Annotated in this window: 18 protein-coding genes; 5 read left to right on the top strand and 13 right to left on the bottom strand. The window is 70.2% G+C overall.

Features of this window, described 5'->3' with window-relative positions:
- Positions 1-8: 8 nt before the first annotated feature.
- The 3 genes from cobD to cobU are packed head-to-tail and all read right to left on the bottom strand — an operon-like array spanning position 9 to position 2,667.
- On the bottom strand, positions 9-1,028 hold the full coding sequence (cobD, locus tag JTE92_RS26350; protein ID WP_063240123.1) for a threonine-phosphate decarboxylase CobD: 1,020 nt from the start codon (positions 1,026-1,028) through the stop codon (positions 9-11).
- Positions 1,025-2,008: an adenosylcobinamide-phosphate synthase CbiB gene (cbiB, locus tag JTE92_RS26345; RefSeq protein WP_063240122.1), complete on the bottom strand. Its 984-nt coding sequence runs from the start codon at positions 2,006-2,008 to the stop codon at positions 1,025-1,027. Before cbiB ends, cobD begins: the two co-directional genes overlap by 4 nt.
- Positions 2,002-2,667 carry a bifunctional adenosylcobinamide kinase/adenosylcobinamide-phosphate guanylyltransferase gene (cobU, locus tag JTE92_RS26340; RefSeq protein ID WP_084254685.1) on the bottom strand — a complete coding sequence of 222 codons (666 nt, stop codon included), beginning with the start codon at positions 2,665-2,667 and terminating at the stop codon, positions 2,002-2,004. The genes cbiB and cobU overlap by 7 nt, the downstream gene beginning before the upstream one ends.
- A gap of 72 nt (positions 2,668-2,739) precedes the next feature.
- On the opposite strand from cobU, the gene JTE92_RS26335 reads away from it, so the two are divergent.
- Together JTE92_RS26335 and JTE92_RS26330 are read left to right on the top strand one after the other, a co-directional pair.
- Complete coding sequence (locus tag JTE92_RS26335; protein ID WP_063240121.1) at positions 2,740-4,248, top strand: cobyric acid synthase; 1,509 nt, start codon at positions 2,740-2,742, stop codon at positions 4,246-4,248.
- A 157-nt stretch (positions 4,249-4,405) separates the two neighbouring features.
- Positions 4,406-5,599 (top strand): PepSY-associated TM helix domain-containing protein, encoded by a 1,194-nt coding sequence (locus tag JTE92_RS26330; protein ID WP_063240120.1) that lies wholly within the window; start codon positions 4,406-4,408, stop codon positions 5,597-5,599.
- Between the two features lie 193 nt (positions 5,600-5,792).
- On the opposite strand, the gene panC is transcribed toward JTE92_RS26330, so the two are convergent.
- The 3 genes from panC to JTE92_RS26315 all read right to left on the bottom strand — a co-directional run bounded on the left by panC (position 5,793) and on the right by JTE92_RS26315 (position 7,928).
- A complete protein-coding gene (gene panC / locus JTE92_RS26325) occupies positions 5,793-6,641 on the bottom strand; it encodes a pantoate--beta-alanine ligase (protein ID WP_063240119.1) in 849 nt (282 codons plus the stop codon).
- Positions 6,642-6,808: 167 nt separating this feature from the next.
- On the bottom strand, positions 6,809-7,708 hold the full coding sequence (locus tag JTE92_RS26320) for a segregation and condensation protein A (RefSeq protein WP_063240118.1): 900 nt from the start codon (positions 7,706-7,708) through the stop codon (positions 6,809-6,811).
- Between the two features lie 28 nt (positions 7,709-7,736).
- The gene (locus JTE92_RS26315) at positions 7,737-7,928 is read right to left on the bottom strand and encodes a DUF3460 family protein (RefSeq protein WP_029046065.1); all 192 of its coding nucleotides are present in this window, start codon (positions 7,926-7,928) and stop codon (positions 7,737-7,739) included.
- Between the two features lie 377 nt (positions 7,929-8,305).
- Between JTE92_RS26315 and JTE92_RS26310 the strand changes: the two genes are divergently transcribed.
- The 3 genes from JTE92_RS26310 to bamE are packed head-to-tail and all read left to right on the top strand — an operon-like array spanning position 8,306 to position 14,799.
- On the top strand, positions 8,306-10,024 hold the full coding sequence (locus tag JTE92_RS26310; protein WP_435522152.1) for an autotransporter assembly complex protein TamA: 1,719 nt from the start codon (positions 8,306-8,308) through the stop codon (positions 10,022-10,024).
- Between the two features lie 28 nt (positions 10,025-10,052).
- The gene (locus JTE92_RS26305) at positions 10,053-14,192 is read left to right on the top strand and encodes a translocation/assembly module TamB domain-containing protein (protein WP_063240117.1); all 4,140 of its coding nucleotides are present in this window, start codon (positions 10,053-10,055) and stop codon (positions 14,190-14,192) included.
- Between the two features lie 58 nt (positions 14,193-14,250).
- Positions 14,251-14,799, top strand: coding sequence for an outer membrane protein assembly factor BamE domain-containing protein (gene bamE, locus JTE92_RS26300; protein ID WP_063240116.1), 549 nt, complete (start codon positions 14,251-14,253; stop codon positions 14,797-14,799).
- A gap of 31 nt (positions 14,800-14,830) precedes the next feature.
- On the opposite strand, the gene JTE92_RS26295 is transcribed toward bamE, so the two are convergent.
- The 7 genes from JTE92_RS26295 to JTE92_RS26265 all read right to left on the bottom strand — a co-directional run bounded on the left by JTE92_RS26295 (position 14,831) and on the right by JTE92_RS26265 (position 25,515).
- Positions 14,831-15,793, bottom strand: coding sequence for an ABC transporter ATP-binding protein (locus tag JTE92_RS26295; protein ID WP_063240115.1), 963 nt, complete (start codon positions 15,791-15,793; stop codon positions 14,831-14,833).
- A 23-nt stretch (positions 15,794-15,816) separates the two neighbouring features.
- Positions 15,817-16,836 (bottom strand): ABC transporter ATP-binding protein, encoded by a 1,020-nt coding sequence (locus tag JTE92_RS26290; protein ID WP_063240248.1) that lies wholly within the window; start codon positions 16,834-16,836, stop codon positions 15,817-15,819.
- Between the two features lie 17 nt (positions 16,837-16,853).
- Complete coding sequence (locus JTE92_RS26285) at positions 16,854-17,747, bottom strand: ABC transporter permease (RefSeq protein WP_063240114.1); 894 nt, start codon at positions 17,745-17,747, stop codon at positions 16,854-16,856.
- Complete coding sequence (locus JTE92_RS26280) at positions 17,740-18,651, bottom strand: ABC transporter permease (RefSeq protein WP_063240113.1); 912 nt, start codon at positions 18,649-18,651, stop codon at positions 17,740-17,742. The genes JTE92_RS26285 and JTE92_RS26280 overlap by 8 nt, the downstream gene beginning before the upstream one ends.
- A gap of 90 nt (positions 18,652-18,741) precedes the next feature.
- On the bottom strand, positions 18,742-20,337 hold the full coding sequence (locus tag JTE92_RS26275) for an ABC transporter substrate-binding protein (RefSeq protein WP_063240112.1): 1,596 nt from the start codon (positions 20,335-20,337) through the stop codon (positions 18,742-18,744).
- A gap of 62 nt (positions 20,338-20,399) precedes the next feature.
- Positions 20,400-22,136, bottom strand: coding sequence for an AMP-binding protein (locus JTE92_RS26270; protein ID WP_063240111.1), 1,737 nt, complete (start codon positions 22,134-22,136; stop codon positions 20,400-20,402).
- Positions 22,137-22,188: 52 nt separating this feature from the next.
- Positions 22,189-25,515 carry an acetyl-CoA carboxylase family protein gene (locus JTE92_RS26265; protein WP_063240110.1) on the bottom strand — a complete coding sequence of 1,109 codons (3,327 nt, stop codon included), beginning with the start codon at positions 25,513-25,515 and terminating at the stop codon, positions 22,189-22,191.
- Positions 25,516-25,685 lie beyond the last annotated feature (170 nt).

Here is a 25,685-nt window from a genome sequence, read left to right as displayed (position 1 = left end):
GGTGAGGGTCAGGCGGTCACGGCGGCCAGCGCGGCATCGAGCCGTTGCCAGCATGCCGGCCGGTCAGGCGGCAGGCCGAGGCGCAGGCTCGGCAGGCAGCCGCCGGCGGCCTCGAAGTATCGGGTCCAGACGCCCTCGCGCGCCAGCGCTTCGTGCAGCGTTAGCGCGTCGGCATGCGGCACCCAGCAGAACAGCGGGTGCACGACGGCGGTCAGCCCGTGGCGCGCCAGCAGCGTGCCGAGCCGTGCGCCGGACAGGCCCAGCTGCGCCCGCGTGGCTTCCTGCCACCGGCGGTCCGCCAGCGCATGCCGGGCGACGGCGCGCGCCGGCCCCGAGACGGTCCAGTGGCCCAGCCGCGCATGCAGGGCATCGAGCAACGGCTGGTGCGCCAGCACGAAGCCGCAGCGGATGCCGGCGAGACCATAGAACTTGCCGATCGAGCGCAGCACCACCAGCCCTTCAGCGCCGCTGTGGGCGGCGACCGATGCCGCGGGCAGGCAATCGATAAAGGCCTCATCGACCAGCAGCGTGCCGCCGCGTCCGGCCAGCGCGGCATGCCAGCGCAGCAGCGTTGCCGGCGGCAGCAGCCGGGCGGTCGGGTTGTTGGGATTGACGACGACCAGATGGTCGAGCGCGTCGGCCAGGTCCGCGCGGGCGAAGTCCGCTTCGTCCAGCGGCACTACCGTGTGGCCGGCCGAGGCGAAGGCCGGTGCGTACTCGCTGTAGCCGAGCGCGGCAATGCCGACGCGCCCCGGCCGCAGCAGGCCTGGCAGCGTACGGATCGCGGCCTGCGAGCCGGCCACCGGCAACGCCTGCGGCGCGCCGAAGGCCTGGGCGGCCAGTTCGGCGAGCCCGTCGCCGTCCTGCGGCAGCCGCTGCCATGCGGAAGCGGGCAGCGCCGGCACGGGATAGCCGTCGGGATGGATGCCGGTGGACAAGTCGAGCCAGTCGGCTTCGGCGCGGCCGTAGCGGCGCACCGCGGCCAGCAGGTTGCCGCCATGGCGGATCGGGGGGAGGGCAGGGCTCACGTCGGTGCGGACACGGCAAGAACGGCCAGCGCGCCGGCGCCCGCGAGCGCCAGCCACAGCCACAAGGTGCGATGGACCAGCCGCAGGCACGCCATCACGTGCTCGGCCTGCGGCGCGCTGCCGGCACCCAGCGGCGGACGTTGTTCCAGCTCGCCGTGATAGCGCGCCGGACCGCCAAGCTGCACGCCGACCGCGCCGGCGCCCGCCGCCATCACCGGGCCGGCATTGGGACTGGACCATGCCGGCGCCTGCGTGCGCCAGCAGCGCAGCGCCTGCGCGGTGGCGCCCAGCAGCGCGTACGACAGCGCAGTCAGCCGCGCGGGAACCAGGTTGAGCGCATCGTCGATGCGCGCCGCCGCCCAGCCGAAATATTGCAGCCGCGGCGTGCGGTAGCCCCACATCGCATCGAGCGTATTGGCCAGCCGGAACACGATCACCGCCGGCGCGCCGCCGAGCAGGAACCAGAACAGCGCGCCGAAGACGGCATCGTTGCCGTTCTCCAGCGCCGATTCGCAGGCGGCGCGCGCCAGGGCCTCGGCATCGGCATCGGCGGTATCGCGCGAGACGATGCGCGCGGTCAGCGTGCGCGCGGTGGGCAGGTCCGCGGCGGCGAGGGCGTCGGCAATCGGGGCGATATGCTGGTGCAGGCTGCGCGCGCCGAGCGCGGCGTACAGGGCGATGGCATGCAGCGCCAGTGCCGCGAGCGGGTGCCAGCGCGCTGCCGCAGCGACCAGCCACCATGCGAGCGCCGCCGGCACCAGCACCAGTACGCACCAGCCGGCAAGGCCCGCCACGCGCTGCCGCCACGGCGTGCCGCGGCGTCCGGGATCGTTGCAGCGCCGTTCGAGGGCCGCAGCGAGGCGGCCAAAGCCCACCAGCGGATGGAAGCGGCGCGGCTCGCCCAGCCACTGGTCAAGCAGCACGCCGGCCAGCGCCGCGGCCACGCAAGCGGGCCAGGCCTGCCAGGCCTGCATCAGCATGCGGGATCGGCGCCCTTGACCGGGACCGGGATGCCCGCCACCAGCAGCCGCACGCGATCCGCGGCGGCGGCCAGTTTCTGGTTCAGGCGTCCCAGTTCATCGACGTAGAAGCGGGTGATTGCGCCCATCGGCACCACGCCGAAGCCGATCTCGTTGGAGACCAGGATCACGTGGCCGGGCAGCGTGGGCAGCGCGGCCAGCAGCGACTCGATTTCTTCGGTGAAGGCATCGGGCGGCGTGATCACGCCGTGGTCGGGATAGCTGCGGCCGTCGGGGAAGAGCAGGTTGTTCATCCACAGCGTCATGCAGTCCACCAGGATGCAGCCGTCGTGGCGCGCGTTGGCATAGAGCGCATCGGCCAGCCGCACCGGCTCTTCCACCAGGCGCCAGTCGACGGGGCGGCGGGCGCGGTGCAGCGCGATGCGGACTTCGAGTTCCTGGTCGGCCAGGGCGGGATCCTGGCGCGCGGTGGCGATATACGTGACCGGCCCGCCGGTGATGCCGGCGTGGTCGCTCGCCAGCTGTTCGGCGTAGTGGCTCTTGCCGGAGCGCGCGCCGCCCAGCACCAGCGTCAGCTGCCGCGCGCCGGACGTGCCGGTGGCAAGCGGCTTCGCCGCGCTGGCGGTGGCGGATTCAGGGGCGATGGCCGGGGTTTCCATCCGCGTATTGTAGCCGCCGCATCCCACCCTCGCATCCCGCCTTCGCCTGGAGGCCGGTGCGATAATCCGCCGATGCATACCGATTTCCCGCTTTCCCTGGCGCCGGGTGCCCTGCGCGGCACGCTGATGGTCCAGGGCACCACCTCCGATGCCGGCAAGAGCACCGTGGTCGCCGGGCTGTGCCGCGTGCTGGCGCGCGCCGGCACGCGCGTGGCGCCGTTCAAGCCGCAGAACATGGCGCTGAACAGCGCGGTGACCGCCGACGGCGGCGAGATCGGCCGCGCGCAGGCCTTGCAGGCGCAGGCCGCCCGGCTGGCGCCGCATACCGACATGAACCCGGTGCTGCTCAAGCCCAGCAGCGACACCGGCGCGCAGGTGATCATCCACGGCCGCGCGCGGCTCGACCTCGATGCCCGCGCCTACCACGCCTACAAGCCCGAGGCGATGAAGGCGGTGCTGGCCTCGCATGCGCGGCTGGAGCAGGCCCATGACGTGGTGCTGGTGGAAGGCGCCGGCAGCCCCGCCGAGATCAACCTGCGCGAGCGCGATATCGCCAACATGGGCTTTGCCGAGCGGGTCGACTGCCCGGTGGTGCTGGTTGCCGATATCGACCGCGGCGGCGTGTTCGCGCACCTGGTCGGCACGCTCGATTGCCTGTCCGGCAGCGAACGCGCGCGCGTGACCGGCTTCATCATCAACCGCTTCCGCGGCGACATCGGCCTGCTCGAACCGGGCCTGGACTGGCTCACCGCGCGCACCGGCAAGCCGGTGTTCGGCGTGCTGCCATACCTGCACGGCCTGCACCTGGACGCGGAGGACGCCATCATCGGCACGCAGGCCATCGAGTCCGACGCGCAGCGGCTGCGCGTGATCGTGCCGGTGCTGCCGCGCATCGCCAACCATACCGATTTCGACGCGCTGCGCGCCCATCCGCAGGTGGACCTGCGGTTCATCGGCCCCGGCATGCCGGTCCCGCCCGCTGACCTGATGGTGTTGCCCGGCAGCAAGAGCGTGCGTGCCGACCTGGCCTTCCTGCGCGCCAACGGGTGGGAAGCCGCGTTGCAGCGGCACCTGCGCTACGGCGGCAAGCTGGTCGGTATCTGCGGCGGCATGCAGATGCTGGGCCGGCAGGTGCATGACCCCGACGGCCGCGAAGGCCCTGCCGGCAGCAGCGCGGGCCTGGGATGGCTCGACTACGAGACCACGCTCGCCGCCGAGAAGCAGCTGCGCCAGGTCAGCGGGCGGCTGGCGGACGCGGACGCGCCGGTGCGCGGCTACGAGATCCATCTCGGCGTCACCACTGGCGCCGGGCTGGAGCGGCCCGCGCTGTGGCTGGACCGCGGCGACGGCACCCTGCGCCCCGACGGCGCCTGCTCGGCCGATGGCCAGGTGCTGGCGACCTACGTCCATGGCCTGTTCGACGACCCGGCCGGCTGCCAGGCGCTGCTGCGCTGGGCAGGGCTCGACAAGGCGCAGGCAGTGGACCTCGATGCGCTGCGCGAAGCGTCGATCGAGCGGCTCGCCGATACCCTGGCGGCGCACCTCGACCTGGGGGCGATGTTCGCGCCGCTGCAGCGCTGACCCGCCCAGTGCCTGATCCGCCACTGCGCGGATCATGACGTCTCCACGCAACATCCCCTGTTAGAATTGCGAATCTTTCGCATTTGCATTCTGCGGTCATAGGCCTTTTGGCGCATATGGCCGCACGCTGCAGCGCCCCACATTCACAACACAAGCCATGGTCACCGGCCGCCTGCGCGTCGTCCTTGTCAAGCTGCACCTCTATATCGGGCTGACCCTCGGCCTGCTCTTTGTCCTGCTGGGACTGACCGGCATGGCCATTGCGTGGCGCGACGAGCTCGACGCCTGGCTCAACCCGGACCTGCTGGTCGCCTCGGCGCCCGCTGCCGGCCCCGTGACGCCGGCCACGGTCCAGGCCGTGACCGAACGCCTGGCCGCGCCCCCGTACGGCCGGCCCAACCTGCTGATGCTGCCGACCCATGACGATGGCGTCTTTACCGCCTGGTATCCGGTCAAGGGGCCGGAGGGCGTGGTGCAGGGCCGCTCGCGGCAGGTGATGGTCGATCCGGTGACGCTGGCAGTGAAGGGCGAGCGCGTGTGGGGCGAGCCCGGCGTCTCGCGCCGGCTGCTGCTGCCGACGCTGTTCCACCTGCACCGTTACCTGCTCAGCGGCGAGACCGGCAAGACCATCATCGGGGTGGCCGGCATGCTGCTGCTGCTGACCACGCTGGTGGGCGTGGTGGTGTGGTGGCCCAAGACGAAACTGCGCGCGTGGGCGCAGGCGTTCCGGGTGAGCCATGGCGGCTCGTGGTCGCGCTTCAACTATTCGCTGCACCGGGCCGGCGGCATCGTGGCGGCGCCGGTGCTGGCCATCATTGCCTTTTCGGGCTGGTACCTGAATCTGCCGAAATGGGTGACGCCGATCGTGGCGGGGGTGATGACGGTGACGCCGCCGGCAAAGCATGCCTCGGCGCCGCCCGCGCCCGATGCCCGCCCGCTCGATGCCGGCCAGATCCTGGCGGCGGCGCAGTCCCAGTATCCCGACGCGCGCATCACCCGCATCAGCTTCCCGCGCAAGCCTGGCGATGCCTTCGAAGTGCGGCTGCGCCAGCCGGGCGAGGTGCGCAAGGACAGCGGCGCGACCCGGCTCTGGCTCGACGCCTGGACCGGCACGCGGCTGGGCGTGAAGGACCCGCTCGATGCGCCCGCCGGCGACACGCTGCTGAGCTGGCTGTTCCCGCTGCATACCGGCGAGGCGTTCGGCCTGCCGGGACGGATCTTCATCACGCTGTTCGGGCTGGCGCCGCTGGCCTTTGCCCTGACCGGCGTGCTGATCTGGTGGAAGCGGCGGCGGGGGCACCGCCGCCATGTGGTGAAGACGGCGCAGCGCGCGGCCATGCACCGGGCATGAAAGAAGCAGGCCGGCGGCCTTGATGCCGTTCAGTTAACCACCGTCGTTCCCGCGCAGGCGGGAACCCAGTGACTTCAAACGACGCTGGATTCCCGCCTGCGCGGGAATGACAGTGGTGCTTGATGCATTAACTGAACAGCATTAGGCCGCCGGCCTGCTTTTCTTCTGCGAACCCGCGAACCTGCGCCCGCGCTCAGATTTCCAGGTTGTCGATCAGGCGGGTCGCGCCCAGCTTGGCCGCGGTCAGCACCACCAGCGGCTCGCCGGCGACGAACTCTTCATGCGTCGGCGCCTGCAGGTTGCTGCGCTTGCGGATCGACACGTAATCCGGCTTCCAGCCGCGCTTGGCCAGCGCTGCCACGGCGTTGGCCTCCACCGCCAGCAGGTCGGCCCCGGCGCGGTCGCTGCCCAGCACGGTGTCGCGCACCTCATGCAGCGTGCGGTACAGCACCGGCGCCTCGGCGCGCTCGTCGGGGCTCAGGTAACGGTTGCGCGACGACAGCGCCAGGCCGTCTTCGTCGCGAATGGTCTCGGCCGGGATGATGTCGATCGGCAGCGCGAACTGCTGCACCATGCGGCGCACGATCATCAGCTGCTGGTAATCCTTCTTGCCGAACACGGCCACGCGCGGCTGCGCGCACGAGAACAGCTTCATCACCACCGTGCATACGCCCTTGAAGAAGCCGGGGCGGAATTCGCCTTCCAGGATGTCGCCCAGGTCGTGCGGCGGCTCGACGCGGTATTCCTGCGGCTCCGGGTACATATCGCGCTCGGAGGGCGCAAACAGCACATAGACGCCTTCCTTCTGCAGCTTCTCGATATCGTCCTGCAGCGTGCGCGGGTACTTGTCGAAATCCTCGTTGGGGCCGAACTGCAGGCGGTTCACGAAGATCGACGCCACGACCGGGTCGCCGTGCTGGCGTGCCAGGCGCATCAGCGACAGGTGGCCTTCGTGCAGGTTGCCCATGGTGGGGACGAAGGCAGCGCGGTTCTGGCCGCGCAGCTGGTCCCGCAGCTCTTGGATGGAGGAAATGACTTTCATCTGGCTAGGTGTGCTGTCGTGAGGGGGTGACCCGTGGCGCCGGTCTCCGGGGGGCGGCGCCGTGACATGCCGGGCCTTCGGGGTGTTTGCCTTCTGAGGCTTATGTGCCGGCTGTCGGCGGATTGTAGATCAAGTGAGGCGGAGGCGGACCCTGCCGCAAGGGTGGGTCAGGAAGGGCTGTACGCCAATCGCACATAAATTGGCGCGAACGGCTCGGCCTGGGTGATCTCGACCAGCGACTCGCGCGACAGCTCCAGCATGGCGATAAAGTTGACCACCACCACCGGCACGCCCTTGCCCGAGCGGATCGCGTCCTCGAACAGCTCCGAGAACTCCATGAAGCGCGCATGCTGCAGCCGGCGCAGGATCTGGCTCATGTGCTCGCGCACCGACAGCTCCTCGCGCGAGATCTTGTGGTGCTGGTTCAGCTTGGCGCGCTTGAGCACGTCGGCCCAGGCGGCCTGCAGGTCGATGGTCTCGACTTCCGGGAAGCGCGGCGCCAGGCTCTGCTCGATATAGACCTGCGAGCGCAGGAAGTCGCGGCCGAGCTGCGGCACCGTGTCCAGGCGCTGCGCGGCCAGCTTCATCTGCTCGTACTCCAGCAGGCGGCGCACCAGTTCGGCGCGCGGGTCTTCGGCGTCTTCGTCGCTATCGGCCTTCTTGACCGGCAGCAGCATGCGCGACTTGATCTCGATCAGCATGGCCGCCATCAGCAGGTATTCCGCCGCCAGCTCCAGGTTGGTCTTGCGGATCTGCTCGATGTACGACAGGTACTGGCGCGTGACCTGCGACATCGGGATGTCGAGGACGTTGAAGTTCTGCTTGCGGATCAGGTACAGCAGCAGGTCGAGCGGGCCTTCGAACGCTTCCAGGAAGATTTCGAGCGCATCGGGCGGGATGTACAGGTCCTGCGGCAGCTTGAACAGCGGCTCGCCGTACAGGCGCGCGAACGCCATCCCGTCGACCATGTCGGCGGGACCCCCGGCTCCGGCCGGTCCGGCAAGGTTGTCGGCGGCGCCGGCGACCGCGACGGGTGGCGGCAGCTTGTCCTGGTCGGCTGTGCTCATCGCCGGTGACCGGGCGTGCTGGCGGGGATCAGTTGTCCTGCGAGTAGACGTACGGCTTCTGGGCCACGCGCGAGGCCTGGGCGCGGGCGCGCTCTTCCAGGTCGATCGGCGCCTTGTCCCACAGCAGGGCGCGGCCGTCGCGCTGCTCGGCCTCGAGCGTCGGGCGCTCTTGCTTGAGCTGCTTCAGGAACTGGGTGATCTCGGATTCGTACATGGCCATGGTGAAACCGTATGCGCCGCTGGGGACGCGTAATGGATACAGTGGGGCAGGATTTTACAGTATCGGCCCGGTGCGATGACGTAATTTGGCCTGCCGGTGGGCCTGTTGGCGGCGTCCCGGGGCAGGAAGGTTCCGGCCGCGGGTCGGTGTGTGGTCAAATACCGACTTCGTATGTGTGGACAAAGAGCGATGCCGAAAGACACCGCTATCACTGCTGACCCTGCGCCCGAGGCGCCGGGCGACAACAACGGATGAGGATCGACCTGGCCAGGACGACAGCCCGCCCGGGCCGCACAGACGTGCATGATGCGGCGCATCCGGCCCCGTTCGTCCCGACCCTCGTGCGGGCGCGCGCGGCCGCGTATGCGCTCGCCGCGATGCTGCTGCTGCCGCTTGCCGCCCATGGCGCCTACAAGGTCGAGGTCGAGGCCCCCAAGCCGATCAAGGAGATGCTCGAAGAGCACCTGGACCTGTCGCGCTACCAGGACCGCGCCGACCTGTCGCAGGACCAGTTCGACTACATGGTCGAGACCGTGGGCGAGCAGGTGCGCCAGTTCACCTCGACCGAAGGCTATTTCGACCCGGTCACCACCACCCGCGTGGAGGGCGAGGGCGACAAGCGCGTGGTCCACGTCACCGTGGACCCCGGCGCGCGCACGCTGATCCGCAATGTCGAAGTCCAGGTGACCGGTCCGGCGGCGACGCGCTCGCCCGGGCAGGTGGCCGAGATGCAGGCCAAGTGGGGCCTGCCGGTGGGCGACCCGTTCCGCCAGGCGGATTGGGACAAGGCCAAGGAAGACGCGCTGGTGACGCTGCAAAGCCACAACTACTACGGCGCGCGGCTGGCCGCATCGCAGGCGCGGGTGGAGCCGGACGAGCTGCGTGCCGACCTGTCGGCGCACTACGCCAGCGGCCCGGCCTATCTGCTGGGGCCGCTCAAGGTCACCGGCACGCGCCGCTACCCCGAGCAGATCGTCTACAACGTCAACCCGCTCAGCGAGGGCGAGCCCTACCGCGTGGAGCGGCTGCTGGAGCTGCAGCGCGCCATCCAGAACCAGCCGTATTTCTCCAACGTGCAGGTCGACCTGGAACCGCCCCCGGATGCCGACAAGGCGCCGGACGGCGTGGTCACCGCGCCGGTCTCGGTGCGCGTGCGCGAATACCCGGTGCACCGGCTCAACAGCGGCGTCGGCTTTACCACCGACACCGGCGCCCAGGTGGAAGGGCGCTATTCCTACTACAACCTGTTCAACCGCGCCTGGACCTTCGACTCGCAGGCGCGGCTGGAACAGAAGCGTTCCTACCTGTTTGCCGAGGCGGCAATGCCGCCGACCCGGGGCGCCTACCGCAACAGCGTGTACAGCAGCTACGAGCGCACCATCGACATCGAGAACACCGACACCACCAGCCTGCGCGCGGGCCTGAAGCGCTCGCGCTCGCGCGAGAAGTACGACGTCACCACCTCGCTCGATTTCTACTACGACAAGCTGCTGCCCGAGGGCCAGCCCGCCCAGATCAGCAAGGCGCTGGTGCCGGCCTTCGCCTGGACGCGGCGCGATGTCGACAACCCGGTGTTTCCGCGCCGGGGCAACGTGATCAATACCCAGATCGGCGTGGCCGCCCGGGGCTTCCTCAGCGACGCCACCTTCCTGCGCCTCTATGGCCGTATCCGCCAGTACATCCCCGTGGGCAAGCGCGACCTGGTGGTGGCGCGGCTGGAACTGGGCGCGGACCTGACCGGCGACAGTTCGAGCCAGATCCCGGCAACGCTGCGCTTCCGCGCCGGCGGCACCGATTCGATCCGCGGCTATACCTACCAGTCGATCGGCACGCCCAGCGGCTCCAGTATCCTGCCGGCCAAGTACCTCGGCACCGGCAGCCTGGAGTACCAGTACTGGTTCAAGCCTGACTGGGGCGTGGCGGTGTTCTGGGACCTGGGCACGGCCGCCGACAACCTGCGCGGCGTGACGATCTACAACGGCGTGGGCGTCGGCGTGCGCTGGCGCACGCCGGTGGGCCCGCTGCAGCTGGACGTCGGCTACGGCATCCAGGAACAGCAGTTCCGTCCGCATATCTCGCTGGGGGTGGCGTTCTGATGGCCGCCCGCGCGCATGGGATGCCGGCATGAGCGCCCACGACCTGCCCGACGTGCCCGGCGAGGGCACGCCCAATGAGCCGAACCCGCCCGCGCCGCGCAAGCGCCGGCGCCTATGGTCCATATGGCGCGCGCTCGCCTGGCTGGCCGGCGTGCTGGTGTTGCTGGTGGTGGCGCTGGTCGGCGCGGGCGTGGCGGCACTGACCACCGAGGCCGGCACGCGCCACCTGTGGACGCTGGCCACGCGGCTGTCGGCCGGCATGCTCAGTGGTCGGCTCGAAGGCGGCACGGTGGCGCATGGCCTGCGGCTGCGCGACGTGGTCTTTGCCAGCGGCCAGACCCGCGTGACGGTGGACCGCGTCGATGGCAGCTGGGCCATGACCTGGCAGCCGCGCCGCCTGCACCTGGACTACCTGCGCATCGGCAAGGCCGAGGTCCGGCTGGGCCCGTCGGAGCCGAGCACCGAGCCGGCGCAGATGCCGAAATCGCTGGAACTGCCGCTGGCGATCGACGTCGACGCGCTGACGCTGGAGCGGCTGGCGCTGTGGCAGGGCACGTCGCCCACCGCCGAGCCGTTGGTGTTCGCCAACCTGTCCGGCGCGCTGCACAGCGACGGCCAGCACCACCGCGTCAGCGTCGACAAGCTGGAGACGCCGTACGGCAAGCTTGCAGCCAACGCCCAGATCGGCGCGCGCGCGCCGTTCCCGCTCGGCGCCGAGGCGCTGCTGGAGGCAAGCTGGCAGAAGGAATCCTTTGCCGTCAACGCCACTGCCAGGGGCACGCTCGAAGCCTTGCGCGCCGAGCTGCAGGCCAGCGGCGACCGTATCCATGCGCGCGCCGGCGCCGACCTGACGCCGTTCGGCAAGGTGCCGTTCACGCACCTGCTGGTCGATGGCGAGCGTATCAACCCGCGGCTGTTCAGCCCCACCGCGCCGCAGGCCAACCTGACGGTGCATGCCGAGCTGCGGCCGGTGGATGGCGCGGCGGCGGCTCCGGCGCCGCCGGCCGCTTCTGCACCCGCGGCACCCGTCGCCCCCGCTTCCGCACCCGCCGCGGTGCCGCCGCCTGCGCCGCTAGCTGTCGCCGGCGACATCGAGATCCGCAACCTCGAAGCCGGCCCGCTCGACAAGGAGCGCCTGCCGGTGCATTCGGTGCGCGCCCATGTCGAACTGAGCGAAATGGCGCAGGCCGTCAGCGACCTGCGCGTGGCCCTGACCGGCAAGGCCGAGATCACCGGCGGCGGCACGCTGCGCGACGGCCGCGGCGGCTTCGACCTTGACGTGCACCGGCTCGACCCGGCCGCGCTGCACGGCTCGCTGACCAGTGCCAGCCTGTCCGGCCCGGTGGTGCTGCGCCTGGAGCCGGGCCGGCAGAGCGTGGCGCTGGACCTGTCCGGCGCGGCGCTCAAGCTGTTCGCCGACGCCAGCATCGATGCCGACACCGTCACGCTGGGCACGCTGCGCGCGACCGTGGGCCCCGGCGTGCTGAGCGCCGAAGGCAAGCTCGGCCTGAAGGACAAGCAGCCGTTCAGCTTCAAGGGCAAGCTGGCGTCGTTCGATCCGTCGCGGCTGGCCAAGGTGGCCGCGGGCCGCATCAACGCCGACTTCAGCGCCACCGGCGAGATTGCCCCGGTGCTTGGCGTGGCGCTGGATTTCGCCGTGCACGAGAGCGAATACGCCGGCCTGCCGATGACCGGCGGCGGCAAGGTGCGGCTCGCCGGCGAGCGGCTGCTGCCGAGCGAAGCCGCGCTCAACATGGCCGGCAACCAGGCCAACCTGCGCGGCAGCTTCGGTGCGCGCGGCGACCAGCTCAGGCTGGCGGTCGACGCGCCGCAGCTGGAGCGCCTGAAGTTCGGCGTGGCCGGCAAGCTCAGGCTCGATGCCACCATCACCGGCACGCTGAAGAAGCCCGAGGTCGTGGCCGACTACAACGCGCAGGCGCTGGAGGTCGGGCCGCACAAGGTGGCCAGCGCCAGCGGCCGCGCCGAAGTGCGCGGCGGGCTGGACGGACCGCTGTCGGTGCAGCTGGCCGCGCGCGACTACCGCGGACCGCAGGCCAGCCTCGGCACGCTCGACGCCACCCTCAACGGCACCCAGGCCAACCACGCCTTCGACGTCAAGGCGGCCGGCACCCTGAACCGCCGGCCGCTGCAGCTGGCGCTGGCGGGGCAGGGCGCATGGAAGGGCAAGGATGGCTGGAACGGCACCATCCGCACGCTGGAAGAGCGCGGCACCGTGAACCTGCGGCTGGCCGCACCGGCGCAGCTGCTGGTCGCCGACCAGCGCGTGCGCCTGGGCGCCACGCGGCTGCTGCTGGACAAGGCCACGCTCGCCATCGACAGCCTCGACTGGGACCACGGCCGCATCCGCACGCAGGGGAGCCTGGACGGCCTGCAGGTCGGCCACGTGCTCGAACTAATGGAAACCATCACCGGCGAGAAGCCGCCGGTGCGCTCCGACCTGGTCATCGACGGCCGCTGGAACCTGGCGCTGGCCGAGACCGCGAGCGGGTTTGCCGAAGTGCGCCGGCGCAGCGGCGACCTGTCGGTCAATGCCGGCCGCGGCTTCACCACGATGGGCCTGGGCGAGACCAGCCTGCGCGCCGAGGCGGGCGGCAACCGCATCGCGCTGCGCGGGGGCATGGTGTCGGGGCGCATCGGCAAGGTGGCGGTCGATGCCTCGGCCGGGCTGGTGCAGGAACAGGGCCTGCAGACGGTGGGGCCGGCGTCGACGCTCGCCGGCACCGTCACGGTCGACGTGCCGCGCCTGAAGTCGCTGGAGGCGCTGAGCGGGCCGCAGTATGCCTTCGACGGGCGCCTGGCCGCCGCGCTGCGGCTGGGCGGCACGGTCGGCGCGCCGCTGCTGGCCGGCACCATCGATGGCGACAATCTCGCCGTGACGCTGTACGACATCGGCCTGCGCCTGACCGACGGCACGGTGCGCGTGGCGCTCGACCAGAACACGGTGGAGCTGAAGCATGTCGAGTTCCACGGCGGCGACGGCAAGATCACCGCCACCGGCAACGTCAAGCTGGACGAGTCCGATCCCAACCTGACCGGCAAGATCGTCGCCGACAAGCTGCAGCTGTTCGCCAGCCCGGAGCGCACGCTGGTGGTGTCGGGCGACGCCAGCATCGCCAACGAGAACAAGCAGGTCGTGATCCGCGGCAAGTTCCGCGTCGACCGCGGCCTGTTCGACCTGCCCAAGGCCGGCGCACCGGTGCTGGGCGACGACGTGGTGGTGATCCGCCGCAAGGACCAGCGCGCGGTCAAGACCGCCGCGACGCCGGTGGTGCCCGAGACCAGGCCGGCGAGCAAGTTCAGCCCGGTGATCGACCTGACCGTCGACCTGGGCAACAACTTCCGCTTCCGCGGCGCGGGCGCCGACCTGCTGCTGGCCGGCCAGATCGGGGTCAAGAGCGAACCGCTGGTGCCGCTCAAGGCGACCGGCACGGTGCGCGTGACCGACGGCACCTACGAGGCCTTCGGCCGCAAGCTGGACATCGAGCGCGGCATCATCAACTTCAACGGGCCGATCGACAACCCGAACATGAACATCCGCGCCATGCGCCGCAACCAGGAAGTGGAGGCGGGGGTCGAAGTCACCGGCACGGTGCGGCTGCCGCGCGTGCGGCTGGTGTCGGAGCCCAACGTGCCGGACGAGGACAAGCTGTCGTGGCTGATGTTCGGCTACGGCGCCGAAAGCGCCGGCGCGGGCCAGCAGCGCCAGCTGGGCGGGGCCGCGCTGGGCGGCGCGGCGCTCGGCCTGATCGGCGGCAAGGCGGGCAAGGGCATCGTCTCGCATTTCGGCATCGACGAGTTTTCGATCGGGCCCAGCACCGCGGGCCTGAACGACCAGCAGGTGGTCAGCATGGGCAAGGCCATCACCGACCAGATCTCGGTGGGCTATGAACAGAGCCTGACCTCGGCCTCCAATGTGGTGAAGCTGACGTGGCAATTCTCGCGGCGCTGGTCGCTGATTGCCAAGGGCGGCTCCATCAACGGATTGTCGGTCTTGTTCAACCGCCGCTTCGACAGCTGGGCGATCCTGTTCTCGGGCGCCTCCAACCGCAGCGGCACCAGGAGGAGCCAGGATGACGGCCAGACACTCGACCCCGAAAGCGCCGCGCAGGCCGCCTCGTCAGTCATTGCCGAGCCCGTGCGCCGCTGAAGCAAGCCACACCCCCCTACGCCCCGCCAACTACGCGTCGCCGCGACGCCTTGCCGCCATGGGACTGATTGCCTCTGTGCTTGCGCTGTTCGGCTGCGACCAGCAGAAGGTCGATGAAGCGATGAAGAAGGCGGGCGAAACCGCGCGCAACACCTGGAACGCGATCAAGCCCGACAGCGAGCTGTTCAAGGGCATCGTGCCCGGCCAGTCCACCGAGGAAGAACTGCGGCGCCAGGCCGGCAAGCCGGAGATCGTCTGGGAGGAGGCCGACGGCGGCCGCCGGCTGGAGTATCCGCGCGGGCCCGAGGGCACGACCACGTGGATGGTCACCATCGGCGCGGACGGCAAGGTCGCGCGCATCGAGCAGGTGCTGACGCCGGAGAACTTCGCGCGCGTGCGTGCGGGCATGAGCAAGGACGACATCCGCCGCCTGCTGGGCAAGCCGACCAAGGTCGAGGCCTTCGCGCTGAAGCAGGAAGAGGTGTGGGGCTACCGCTGGATGGAGACCTCGACCGACAAGGCCTTCTTCAACGTGCATTTCAACAGCGAGGGCACGGTGACGACGACTTCGCGCAGCGACGATCCGTCGAGGATGCAGGGCGGCTGACGGCGGCCCGGCCAGCGGCCGGGCGCGGCGGTCACACCAGCAGGTGGCAGGCCGCCACATGCACCGGCTTGCCGTCGCCATGCGGCGCAAGCTGGCGCAGGCGCGGCAGGTCCTTGCCGCACGCCGGCACCGCGCGCGGGCAGCGCGGATGGAACTTGCAGCCCGGTGGCGGGTTCAGTGCCGAACCGATCTCGCCGAGGATCAGCCCCTCGGCCGGCTGGTGGTCCGGGTCCGGCCGCGGCGCCGAGCCGAGCAGCGCCTGCGTGTAGGGATGGCGCGGCGCGCCGAACACCGCCGGACTCGGCCCGCTCTCGGCCATGCTGCCCAGGTACATCACGCCCACCGCCGAGCTGAAGTGCTCCACCAGCGCCAGGTCGTGCGCGATCATCACATAGGCAATGCCGAAACTGCGCTGGATGTCCGCCAGCAGGTTGACGATCTGCGCGCGGATCGACACATCCAGCGCCGAGGTCGGCTCGTCCAGCACGATCAGCCGCGGCTGCAGCGCCAGCGCGCGCGCCACCGCGATGCGCTGCCGCTGTCCGCCGCTGAACTCGTGCGGATACAGGTCGAGCGCGCCGGGCGGCAGGCCGACGATCTCCAGCAGCTCGAGCAGGCGCCGGCGCAGCGCCGCGCGGTCGCCGCCGAGTCCGTGGGCCAGCAGCGGCTCGGCCAGCAGCATGCCGACCTTCAGGCGCGGATTGAGCGACGAGGATGGATCCTGGAACACCGCTTGCACCTGGCGCCGGTAGGCCAGCACGCCCGTGCGGCCGAGCGTGAGCACGTCCTGGCCGTCGAAGCGGATGGTGCCGGCGCTGGGCCGCTCGAGCAGCAGCAACTGCCTGGCGATGGTGGTCTTGCCGCAGCCGGATTCGCCCACCAGCGCATAGGTCTGGCCGGCGTCGACGGCAAAGCTGACGCCGTCGACGGCGCGTACCGTGCCGCCGCCGCGTACGGGGAAGTGCTTCTTCAGGTCGTGGACTTCGAGCAGCATGGTGCCTCCTGAGGGCGTGTGGCTCAGCCGGCCGAAGCCAGCCAGCAGCTGACCTTGTGGCCGGATTCCAGTTCGATCTCGGGCGGATAGGCGTCGTCGCACAGCGGCTTGCGGTGCGGGCAGCGCGCCGCGAAGCGGCAGCCGTGCGGCGGATCGATCAGGCTGGGCGGGCTGCCGGGGATCGCATACAGCCGCTCCTGCCTTTCGCCGAAGTGAGGAATGGACTTGAGCAGCGCTTGCGTATAGGGATGGGCGGGGCGCTGGTACAGCGTGCGCACGTCGCCGGTCTCGACGATGCGCCCCGCGTACATCACCGCCACGCGATGGCAGATGCTGGCGGCGACGCCGAGGTCGTGCGTGATCAGGATGATGCCGACGCCGGTCTGCGCCTGGATCTTGCGGAACAGCGCCATGATCTGCACCTGGATGGTGACGTCCAGCGCGGAAGTCGGCTCGTCGGCCACCAGCAGCCGCGGCGCGCTGGCGATCGCCATGCCGGTCACCACGCGCTGGCGCATGCCGCCGCTGAACTGGTGCGGATAGTCGTCGAGGCGTGTCTGCGGCGAGGGAATGCGTACGCTTTCCAGCACCTGCACCACCTGGCGGCGGCGCGCCTCGCGGCTGTCGGCGCGGCCGTGGTAGTGCAAGGGCGCGCCGACCTGGTCGCCGACGGTGAAGACCGGGTTCAGCGAGGTCAGCGGGTCCTGCGAGATCATCGCGATCTTGCGGCCGCGGTATTCGCGGCTCATGGCCTTCTCCGGGAGCTGCAGCAGGTCGGTGCCGTCGAGCAAGACCTTGCCGCCCAGCTGCGCGCCGCGCGGCAGCAGGCGCAGGATCGACAGGATCGTCATCGACTTGCCCGAGCCGGACTCGCCGACCACGCCCAGCGTCTCGCCCTCGTGCACGTGCAGGTCCACGCCGTCCACCGCGCGCACCAGGCCGCGGCGCAGGTCCAGATGCGTGGTCAGGCCCTGCACCGACAGCATCGGCGCGGCAACGTCGCGGACAGCCGGCGCGGCGGGGGCAGCTTGTTGTTGCGTCATGTCCTGGCTGGTGCCATTCATAGCTGCCTCCGTTTCGGGTCGAAGTGGTCGCGCAGCCAGTCGCCCAGCAGGTTGGACGCCAGGCAGGTCGCCATGATGGCCAGCCCCGGCATGGTGATGGCCCACCACGCGTTGGTGATGTAGTTGCGCGCGTCGGCCAGCATCAGGCCCCAGGACACGTCGGGCTGCTGGATGCCCAGCCCGAGGAAGCTCAGCGAGGCCTCGAAGATGATCACCTGGCCGACCTGCAGCGTGGCCAGTACCAGCAGCGTATTGAGCAGGTTGGGCAGCAGGTGGCGGCGGAAGATGGTGACGGTGCCGCAGCCGGCCACGCGCGCCAGCGCCACGTAGTCGCGCTGCTTCAGCGACATCACCTCGCCGCGCACGATGCGCGCGTACCAGGTCCAGTAGGTGATCACGATGACCAGCACCACGGTCTCGAAGCCCGGGCCCAGCACCGCGGCCAGCACCAGTGCCAGCGCCAGCGCCGGGATCGACATCTGGATATCGACCAGCCGCATGATCAGCGCATCGAGGCGCCCGCCGAAGTAGCCGGCCAGCATGCCTGCGGCGGTGCCGATGCCGCCCGAGATCAGGATGGCATACAGCGCCACCACCAGCGAAATGCGGGTGCCGGCCATGATGCGGCTGAGCAGGTCGCGGCCCATGTTGTCGGTGCCGAGCGGATAAGCCCAGCTGCCGCCTTCCAGCCATGCCGGCGGCTGGAACGCGAGGCCGAGGTCGAGGCCGTTGGGATCGTGCGGCAGCAGCGCTGCGCCGCCGATGGCGCAGACCAGCAGCAGCGGGAACACGGCCAGCGCGAACCAGGGCAGGCTGCCCGGCTCGCGCCGGCGTTGCTTGCGCGCCGGCGGCGCCGCCGTGGTTGCGGGCGGGATGGCGATCTCAGGCATGGCGGATCCTCGGGTCGATCAGGCCGTAGCTCAGGTCGACCAGCAGGTTGGACAGCACGAACAGCACGGAGGTGAGCATCACGCCCGCCTGCACCACGGGGAAATCGCGCGCGAACACCGCCTCCACCACGGTGCGGCCGACGCCGGGCCAGGCGAAGATGACTTCCACCACGAAAGCGCCGCCCAGCATCGCCGCGAAATACACGCCGAGGATCGTGACCAGCGGGATGGCCGCGTTGCGCAGCGCGTATTTCCACACCAGCACGCCTTCCGGCAGGCCCATGGCGCGGCCCATGCGGATGTAGTCGCTGTCGAGCACGTCGAGCATGGCCGAGCGCACCACCCGCGTCTGCGCCGCCACCGGATACCAGCCCAGCGCGATCGCTGGCAGCACCAGGCTGTTCCACGAGTCGCGCCCGAAGGCCGGCAGCCAGTTCAGCTGCACCGCGAAGAACAGGATCAGCAGCAGCCCGACCCAGAAGTTGGGCATGGCCTGCCCGAGCATGGCGAAAACCTTGGCAAAGCGGTCGAACCACGAGCCGCGGTACACCGCCGAGAGCACGCCGAACGGCACCGCCATCGCGATCGAGAACCCCAGCGCGGCCAGCGCCAGTTCCACCGTGGCCGGCAGCCGCTCCAGGATCAGGCCCAGTGCCGGCTCCTGCCAGCGGTAAGAGTTGCCGAAGTCCCCGGTAACGGCGTGGCTCAGGAACACCAGGTATTGGGCCACCAGCGGCTTGTCGAGGCCCAGGTGCTGGCGCGTCTGCGCGATGACATCGGGCGGGGCATCGGCCGGCAGCAGCAGCGCGAGCGGATCGCCGGACAGGCGCGAGATCAGGAAGATGATCACGCTCGCGCCCAGGATGCTGATCAGCCCGTGCAACAGGCGTTTCGCGATAGGCATGGCAGGCTCCGTGGGGATAACGCCAGCAGGGGGGCCGCGCCTGCAGCGTGGCAGGCGCGGTGGCGGGGTAGTGCCGTTAGTGCCAGAGGATCAGTGCTGCTTCCAGCTCACTTCCTGGAACGAGCGCCAGTAGTCGCGGATCGGCCATGGCACGTAGTCGATCTTGTTGTCGCGCCAGGCAAAGGTGACCAGCGGGCGGTAGGTCGGCAGGCCGCCCAGCACGCGCTCCTGCTTCAGCCTGGCGATCTGCTTGAGCAGGTCGGTGCGCGCCGCCGGATCCATGGTCTGGCGCTGCTTTTCGATCAGCGCGTCGACCTCGGGGTCGTTGGTGTAGGAGTACGTGCCCCAGCCACCGCCGCCCTGGTAGCTGTGCAGATGGCCGGACCATGCCAGCCCGGGATCGCCGGGCAGGCCCTGCGACCACATCCAGCTCAGCACGCCATCCATCTCAGGCGGGCCGGTGCGGCCGCGCTTGCCGAGGCTGATCCACGCGCCGTATTCCAGGTTGCGCACCTGGCAGCGGATGCCGACCGAGCTGAGGTAAGCGTACATGGCTTCGCCGACTTCCTTGACGCCTGGCTCGCGCGGCGTGGTGAGGTTGTAGCAGGGCGTGTCGAAGCCGTTGGGATAGCCCGCCTGCTTCAGCAGCTCGCGCGCGCGCTTCTGGTCGAAGGGGTAGGGCTTGAGCGCGGGATCGTAGCCGTTCGATTCCTTGCCCACCTGCGCGTAGCGCTCGCCCTGGCCGAACAGCACGCGCTTGATGATGGCGTCGACGTCGATGGCATGCGCCGCCGCCTGCCGCACGCGCACGTCATTGAACGGCGACTTCGGCATCTGCGTGTTGAAGTTGAGAAAGAGGTTGTTGCCGCTCACCAGCGTGACGGTCTTCACGCCCGGCATCTTCTTGAACTCCTCGACCATCGCGGGCGGCACGTTGTCGATGAAATCGACCTTGCCGGTCTTGAACGCCGCCACGCGGGTCAGGTCTTCCGGGATCACCTTGATGGTCAGGTCCTTGACGCCCGGGCGCTTTTCCTTGTTCCAGTAGCCGTCGAAGGCTTCCAGCTTCAGCTCGTCCTTGACCGTGCGCGAGACGAACTTCCACGGGCCGGTGCCGACGGGCTTGCGCGCAAACTCTTCCTCGCCGACCTTCTGGATGTACTTCTTTGGCATCGCCCACAGCTGCATGTTGCCGACGATGAACTGCGCGTCGGGCTCCTTGAAATGCAGCTTGAAGTGATGCGGGTCGACGATCTCAAAGCGTTCGATCGACGACACGTAATGCGAGAAGAAGCTGCCCTTGGGGTCGCGCTGGCGTTGCCAGGAAAACTCGAAGTCCTCGGCGGTCAGTGGATCTCCGTTGTGGAAGCGCACGCCCTTGCGCAGCCGCACGTCGAGCACCGGCTTGCCGTCCTTGCCGGTCTCCAGCTTCCAGCTTTCCGCCAGCCAGTTCTCGTCCTTGAGCGCGGCATTGCGGCGCACCAGCATCTCGAAGATCTGGCCGACAAAATAGTGGTCGACGCCGGCGGAAATCTTGACCGGATCGAGCGTGGTCGATTCCGCGCCGAACGCCACGGTGAGGCTGCCGGTGGCGGGGGCGGCGGCGTGGGCCAGCGGCAGGCTGGCTGCGGCCAGCATGCCGGCAAGCAGGCACCGCCGTCGGGCGGCAGTCAACTTCGGTTGCATGTGTGCTCCTCCTGGGTCGCCGTCGGATGCGGCGTGTTCTGGTATGCGGACGATGCTGCCGTTCAGCGGCCGGCTTCGGCGTCCAGCAAGGCCTGCAGTTCGACCTTGCGCACCTTGCCGGTGGCAGTCAGCGGCAGCTCGGGCAGGATGCGGATCTCGGGCACCTTGTAGACCGCCATCTGCTCGCGGCACCACGCCTGCACCGTGTCGGCGGTGGTGCCGTCCGCGTGCTCGGGGCGCAGGCGGATAAAGGCCACGGGAACCTGGCCCTTGTCGGCATCGTCGCGTCCCACGACCGCTGAGCCCAGCACCGCCGGGTGGCGCGACAGCAGCACTTCCAGCTCGGACGGAAACACGCTCATGCCGCGCACCTTCAGCATCTCCTTGCGGCGGCCGAGGAAGTGCAGGTAGCCCGCCTCGTCATACGCGCCGATATCGCCGGTGCGGAACCAGCCGTCGCGGAAGACTTCGGCGTCGACCTCCGGGCGGCCCCAGTAGCCCTTGAGCAGCGACGGGGTGCTCACCACGATTTCGCCTTCCGCGCCGATGGGCAGCACCGCGCCGGTGTCGAAGTCACAGATCTTGATGCGCGTGCCCGGCACGGTCAGGCCGACGAAGACCGGGCGGCCGCGCAGGTCCATGTCGTCGGTCTGCATGCCGGTGGTGAAGGTGTCGCTGGTATGGGTCTCGGTCATGCCCCACGCGCCCTCGGCAATGATGCTGCCGGTGAGCGCGTGCCAGCGCTGGCGGATGTCGGGCGTGATCTTGCGGATGAACGAGGCGGCGCGCGTGTGCTGCAGCGAACGCAGGTCGTGGCGGCCGCATTCCGGGTGGTTCATCAGCTCGACGGCGTTGTCCACCACCAGGAAGGTGCGGTTGACGCGGTAGCGCTCGATCGCGGCCATCACCGCCACGGGGTCCCAGCGCGCCAGCAGCACGAGCGTGGCGCCGCTGAAGACCGGGCTGATCAGCCCCAGGTTCTCGCCGGCGATCCAGAACATCGGCAGGAAGTTCAGCATCACCTCGTCCGAGCCTTCTGCCAGGCTGCCAGCGTCGGCGCTGCCGGACATCGCATACGAGGCCGCCGCGGTGTAGACCATGTCGCGCTGCGTGTGCATGCAGCCCTTGGGCAGGCCGGTGGTGCCGCCGGTGTAGTTGAGGGCAGCGAGCGCATCGAGGTCGATCGGCGCCAGGTCGCTGGCTGGCGCGATCTGGCGCAGTGCCTGCAGCAGGTCGGTGGCGCCTTCCACGGCGACCGGCGGCGCATCCAGCCCGGCCGGCAGCGGCAGCGTGGGCTGGTCCGGCAGCATCGCGCCGGCACTGGTGGTGTAGATGGTGCGCAGCGGCGTCTGCGTGCGCACCGACATCAGCAGCGGCGCCAGCTGGTCCTGCACGACGATGGTGGTGGCACCGGCATCGTTCAGCTCGTAGACCAGCTCGTGTTCCTTGAACAACGGGTTGACCGGCACGTAGACCGCGCCCAGTTTCAGAATCCCGTAGAAGACCACGTGGAACTGCGGGCAGTTGCCCATCATCACTGCGACCCGGTCGCCCGCGCCGATGCCGTCGGCCTTGAGCAGCGCGGCGCAGCGCTCGGACAGGTCGTCGAGCTCGGCATAGGTCACGGTGCTGCCGTACCACACCAGCGCGGCATGGTCGGGCCGCTTGCGCGCCCACGCGCGCAGGTAGTCGCCCAGCGGCGCTTCGCCGTGCGGGTAGGCCGGGGCGGTGGGCAGGCCGGCGGGCCAGATCTTGCGATGCCGGGCTTCCAGGTCTTCGAAGAACGCTTGCTCGTTCATTCCCGCTGTCTCCTCTCGCTGTTGTTCTGACTATCCGTGCCGCCCGTTGCCGCTACCAGGCGTCGACGTAGCTGCGCACCGGCCGCTCCGGATTCGCCGCGCCGGCATCCAGCCCGCTGACCAGCCACTGGCGCGTGGCGGCGGGATCGATCACCGCGTCGATCTCCAGCGCCGCCGCGGCATTGATGGCGTGGCCGCGCTCGTACATCTGCGCCACCAGCTGCTGGTACAGCGCGTCGCGCTGCGGGCCCGCCGGCAGCGCTTCCAGCTCCTTGCGGAAGCCCAGCCGGACCGCACCTTCCAGCCCCATGCCGCCGAATTCTCCGGTCGGCCACGACACCGTGAACGACGGCGCGCGGAAGCCGCCGGCCGCCATCGCCATCGCACCCAGGCCATAGCCCTTGCGCAGCACCACCGCCAGGAACGGCACGCGCAGCTTGGCGCCGACGACGAACATGCGCGACACGTGCCGCACCTGCGCGCGCGCCTCGACCTCGGGGCCGACCATGAAGCCCGGCGTATCGATCAGCGAGACGATGGGCAGCCCATGCGCATTGCACAGCTGCATGAAGCGTGCGGCCTTGTCTGCCGCGTCGGCATCGATGGCGCCGCCGAGGTGGCGCGGGTTGTTGGCCAGGATGCCGACCGGCCGGCCCTCGATGCGCGCCAGCGCGGTATGGATGCCGGTGCCGAAGCCCGCGCGCAGTTCCAGCACGCTGCCGGCATCTGCCACGCCGGTGATCGCGGCACGGGTGTCGTACACGCGCAGGCGGTTCTCCGGCACCACGTGGCGCAGCGCCAGCGGCTCAGGCGCCTGCCATGCCGCAACGCGGCCCTGGAACATCGACAGGTAATGCCGGGCGGCCGCCACCGCGGCGGCTTCGTCATCGACCAGCAGGTCGGCCACGCCGTTGTGGTACTGCACCGCGGCCGGGCCGATGTCCTCTGGCCGGTACACGCCCAGGCCGCCGCCTTCGATCATGGCCGGGCCCGCCATGCCGATATTGGCGTTGCGCGTGGCGATGATCAGGTCGCAGCAGCCCAGCAGCGCGGCATTGCCGGCAAAGCAGCGCCCGGAGGCGATGCCGACCACCGGCACCTCGCCGCTCAGCTGCGCGAAGGCGGCAAACGAGGGCTGGTACAGGCCGGCCACGGTGGGGAAGTCGACATCGCCCGGACGGCCACCGCCGCCTTCGGCAAAGATCACCGTCGGCAGGCGGTTCTGCAGCGCCACCTCCAGGATGCGGTCGGTCTTCGTATGGTTGCGCTTGCCCTGCGTGCCGGCCAGCACGGTGGCGTCATAGGCCAGCACCGCGCAGCGCGCGCGCTCGGGCGCGAACAGGCTGCCATTGACCGCGCCGGTGCCGGTGATGAGGCCGTCGGCGGGGGTGTTGGCGATCAGGTCGGCTTCGCTGCGGCGGCTGGCCTGTGCCGCCACCGCCAGGCCGCCGTATTCGCGGAAGCTGCCGGCATCGCACAGGTCGTCGATGTTCTCGCGCGCGGTGCGCTGCCCGCGTGCGCGGCGTCGTGCCACCGCGTCGGGGCGGGCGGCGTCATAGAGGAAGGCGTGGCGGTCGAGCACGCGCTGCAGGTCGGCGCGGATGGCCGACGGATCGGTGCGTTCGGCCTCGCCTTCGGCATGGGCCCCGGCATCGGCCGGTTCCAGCACCAGCATGACCTGGCCCTCGGCCACCTGCGCGCCCGCATCGGTGCGCAGGTCGATCACGCGGCCGGCGCGCTCGGCCACGATGGCGTGCTCCATCTTCATCGCGTCGAGCACGGCGACGGTCTGGCCGGCCTTGACCAGTGCGTTCTCCGCCGCCAGTTCGATCACGCGCCCGGCCATCGGCGCGCGCACCGCGCACAGGCCTTCGCCCAGCTGTTCATCGAAGCTGGCCGTGCTGGCCGCGGCCGCCACGGTGGCGGGAGCGCCGCCCGACAGCGCTTGCCGGGCCGCGTCCTGCGCGGCAATCTGCGCCGCACGCTCCAGCAACGCCGGCAGCGCCGCTTCCAGGTAGCGGGTGTGCAGCTGCTGGCTGGCGAAGTCTTCGCGTTCCGCGAGTGCGCGCAGCAGGTCCAGGTTGGTATCGATGCCGGCGATATTGAATTCCGCCAGCGCGCGCTGCAGCCGCCGCACCGCGTCGCCGAACCGGTCGCTGGCCGAGGTCACGATCAGCTTGGCCAGCAGCGTGTCGTAGTGCGGCGAAGGCGCATAGCCGGTATAGCCGTGCGTGTCGACGCGCACGTCGGGGCCGCAGGGCGGATCGAATCGTTCCAACCGCCCCTGCGCCGGCCGTGCCAGCCCTTGCGCGTCGGTGGATTCTGCATTGACCCGTACCTGGATGGCATAGCCGCGCACGCGTGGCGGCTGCTGCGGATCGAGGCCGGTCTCGGCCAGGCTGTGGCCTTGTGCCAGTCCCAGTTGCACGGCGACCAGGTCGACACCGGTCACCTGTTCGGTCACGGTGTGCTCGACCTGCAGGCGCGGATTGGCTTCGATAAAGACAAAGGGCAGCGCGGCGCCGTCTTGGCGGGTGCCATGCTCGGGCTCTTCGACCAGGAACTCGAACGTGCCCAGGCTGCGGTAGCGCGCCTCGCGCGCCAGCTTGCAGGCAGCCTCGACGATGCGCCGGCGCAGCGCCGGGTCCAGTGCCGGGCTGGGCGCGATCTCGACCACCTTCTGGAAGCGGCGCTGCAGCGTGCAGTCGCGCTCGCCCAGCGCGATCACGCTGTGGCCGTCGCCGGCGATCTGCACTTCGATATGGCGCGCGCGTGCGACCAGCCGTTCGGCATAGATCGCATCGACGCCGAACGCCGAGCGCGCCTCGGAGCGGCAGCGCGCATAGGCTTCGGGCAGCGCCTCGCGCTCGCGCACCACGCGCATGCCACGCCCGCCGCCGCCGCCCACGGCCTTGAGCACGATGCCGGCGCCGTCCTGCTCGTCGAAGAAGGCGGTGACCGCTTCCAGGCTGGCGCCGCCCGTGGTGGCGGGCATCACCGGCACGCCACAGCGCGCAGCCAGCGCCAGCGCGCGGCCTTTGTCGCCGAACAGCGCGAGCTGCTCGGGCTGCGGCCCGACGAAGATGATTTCCGCCGCAGCGCAGGCGCTGGCAAAGTCCGCGCGTTCGCTGAGAAAGCCGTAGCCGGGGTGGATGGCGTCGCAGCCGGTGTCGCGCGCGGCGGCGAGGATGGCGGGAATGTCGAGGTAGGCGGCGGCGCCCTGGCCCGGCAGCGCGACGGCTTCGTCGGCGAGCAGCCGATGCCGGCTGGCGTGATCGTCGGCCGCATAGACGGCCACGGTGGCGATGCCAAGGTCCCGGGCGGCGCGCTGCACGCGCAACGCGATCTCGCCGCGGTTGGCGATCAGGAGCTTCTTCACAGGTGTCCCCTTCCGTGCGAAGCGGCTTCACGCAGCCAGTGTTGCGCGGCGCGCTTCTGTCTGTTGGTTTGTGATTCTGCGCAGCAAAATCTACGCGGCGGGCCCAAGTGCTTCAAGCGCGATGCGCCGGAACCATGTATGACATGCCGCGCGTGCATGACCGGGCCGCG

The organism is Cupriavidus oxalaticus (genome assembly GCF_016894385.1).
Lineage (GTDB): Bacteria > Pseudomonadota > Gammaproteobacteria > Burkholderiales > Burkholderiaceae > Cupriavidus > Cupriavidus oxalaticus.
The sequence above is the reverse complement of the archived record's forward strand: the minus strand, read 5'-3'. Positions and strand labels throughout refer to the sequence as shown.

What these genes read in the sequence shown, in the direction of transcription:
- cbiB (WP_063240122.1), bottom strand. Translation starts at nt 2,008, where the DNA reads ATGCTGATGCAGGCCTGGCAGGCCTGGCCCGCTTGCGTGGCCGCGGCG.
- cobU (WP_084254685.1), bottom strand. Translation starts at nt 2,667, where the DNA reads ATGGAAACCCCGGCCATCGCCCCTGAATCCGCCACCGCCAGCGCGGCG.
- JTE92_RS26335 (WP_063240121.1), top strand. Translation starts at nt 2,740, where the DNA reads ATGCATACCGATTTCCCGCTTTCCCTGGCGCCGGGTGCCCTGCGCGGC.
- JTE92_RS26330 (WP_063240120.1), top strand. Translation starts at nt 4,406, where the DNA reads ATGGTCACCGGCCGCCTGCGCGTCGTCCTTGTCAAGCTGCACCTCTAT.
- panC (WP_063240119.1), bottom strand. Translation starts at nt 6,641, where the DNA reads ATGAAAGTCATTTCCTCCATCCAAGAGCTGCGGGACCAGCTGCGCGGC.
- JTE92_RS26320 (WP_063240118.1), bottom strand. Translation starts at nt 7,708, where the DNA reads ATGAGCACAGCCGACCAGGACAAGCTGCCGCCACCCGTCGCGGTCGCC.
- JTE92_RS26315 (WP_029046065.1), bottom strand. Translation starts at nt 7,928, where the DNA reads ATGGCCATGTACGAATCCGAGATCACCCAGTTCCTGAAGCAGCTCAAG.
- JTE92_RS26310 (WP_435522152.1), top strand. Translation starts at nt 8,306, where the DNA reads ATGCTGCTGCTGCCGCTTGCCGCCCATGGCGCCTACAAGGTCGAGGTC.
- JTE92_RS26305 (WP_063240117.1), top strand. Translation starts at nt 10,053, where the DNA reads ATGAGCGCCCACGACCTGCCCGACGTGCCCGGCGAGGGCACGCCCAAT.
- bamE (WP_063240116.1), top strand. Translation starts at nt 14,251, where the DNA reads ATGGGACTGATTGCCTCTGTGCTTGCGCTGTTCGGCTGCGACCAGCAG.
- JTE92_RS26295 (WP_063240115.1), bottom strand. Translation starts at nt 15,793, where the DNA reads ATGCTGCTCGAAGTCCACGACCTGAAGAAGCACTTCCCCGTACGCGGC.
- JTE92_RS26290 (WP_063240248.1), bottom strand. Translation starts at nt 16,836, where the DNA reads ATGACGCAACAACAAGCTGCCCCCGCCGCGCCGGCTGTCCGCGACGTT.
- JTE92_RS26285 (WP_063240114.1), bottom strand. Translation starts at nt 17,747, where the DNA reads ATGCCTGAGATCGCCATCCCGCCCGCAACCACGGCGGCGCCGCCGGCG.
- JTE92_RS26280 (WP_063240113.1), bottom strand. Translation starts at nt 18,651, where the DNA reads ATGCCTATCGCGAAACGCCTGTTGCACGGGCTGATCAGCATCCTGGGC.
- JTE92_RS26275 (WP_063240112.1), bottom strand. Translation starts at nt 20,337, where the DNA reads ATGCAACCGAAGTTGACTGCCGCCCGACGGCGGTGCCTGCTTGCCGGC.
- JTE92_RS26270 (WP_063240111.1), bottom strand. Translation starts at nt 22,136, where the DNA reads ATGAACGAGCAAGCGTTCTTCGAAGACCTGGAAGCCCGGCATCGCAAG.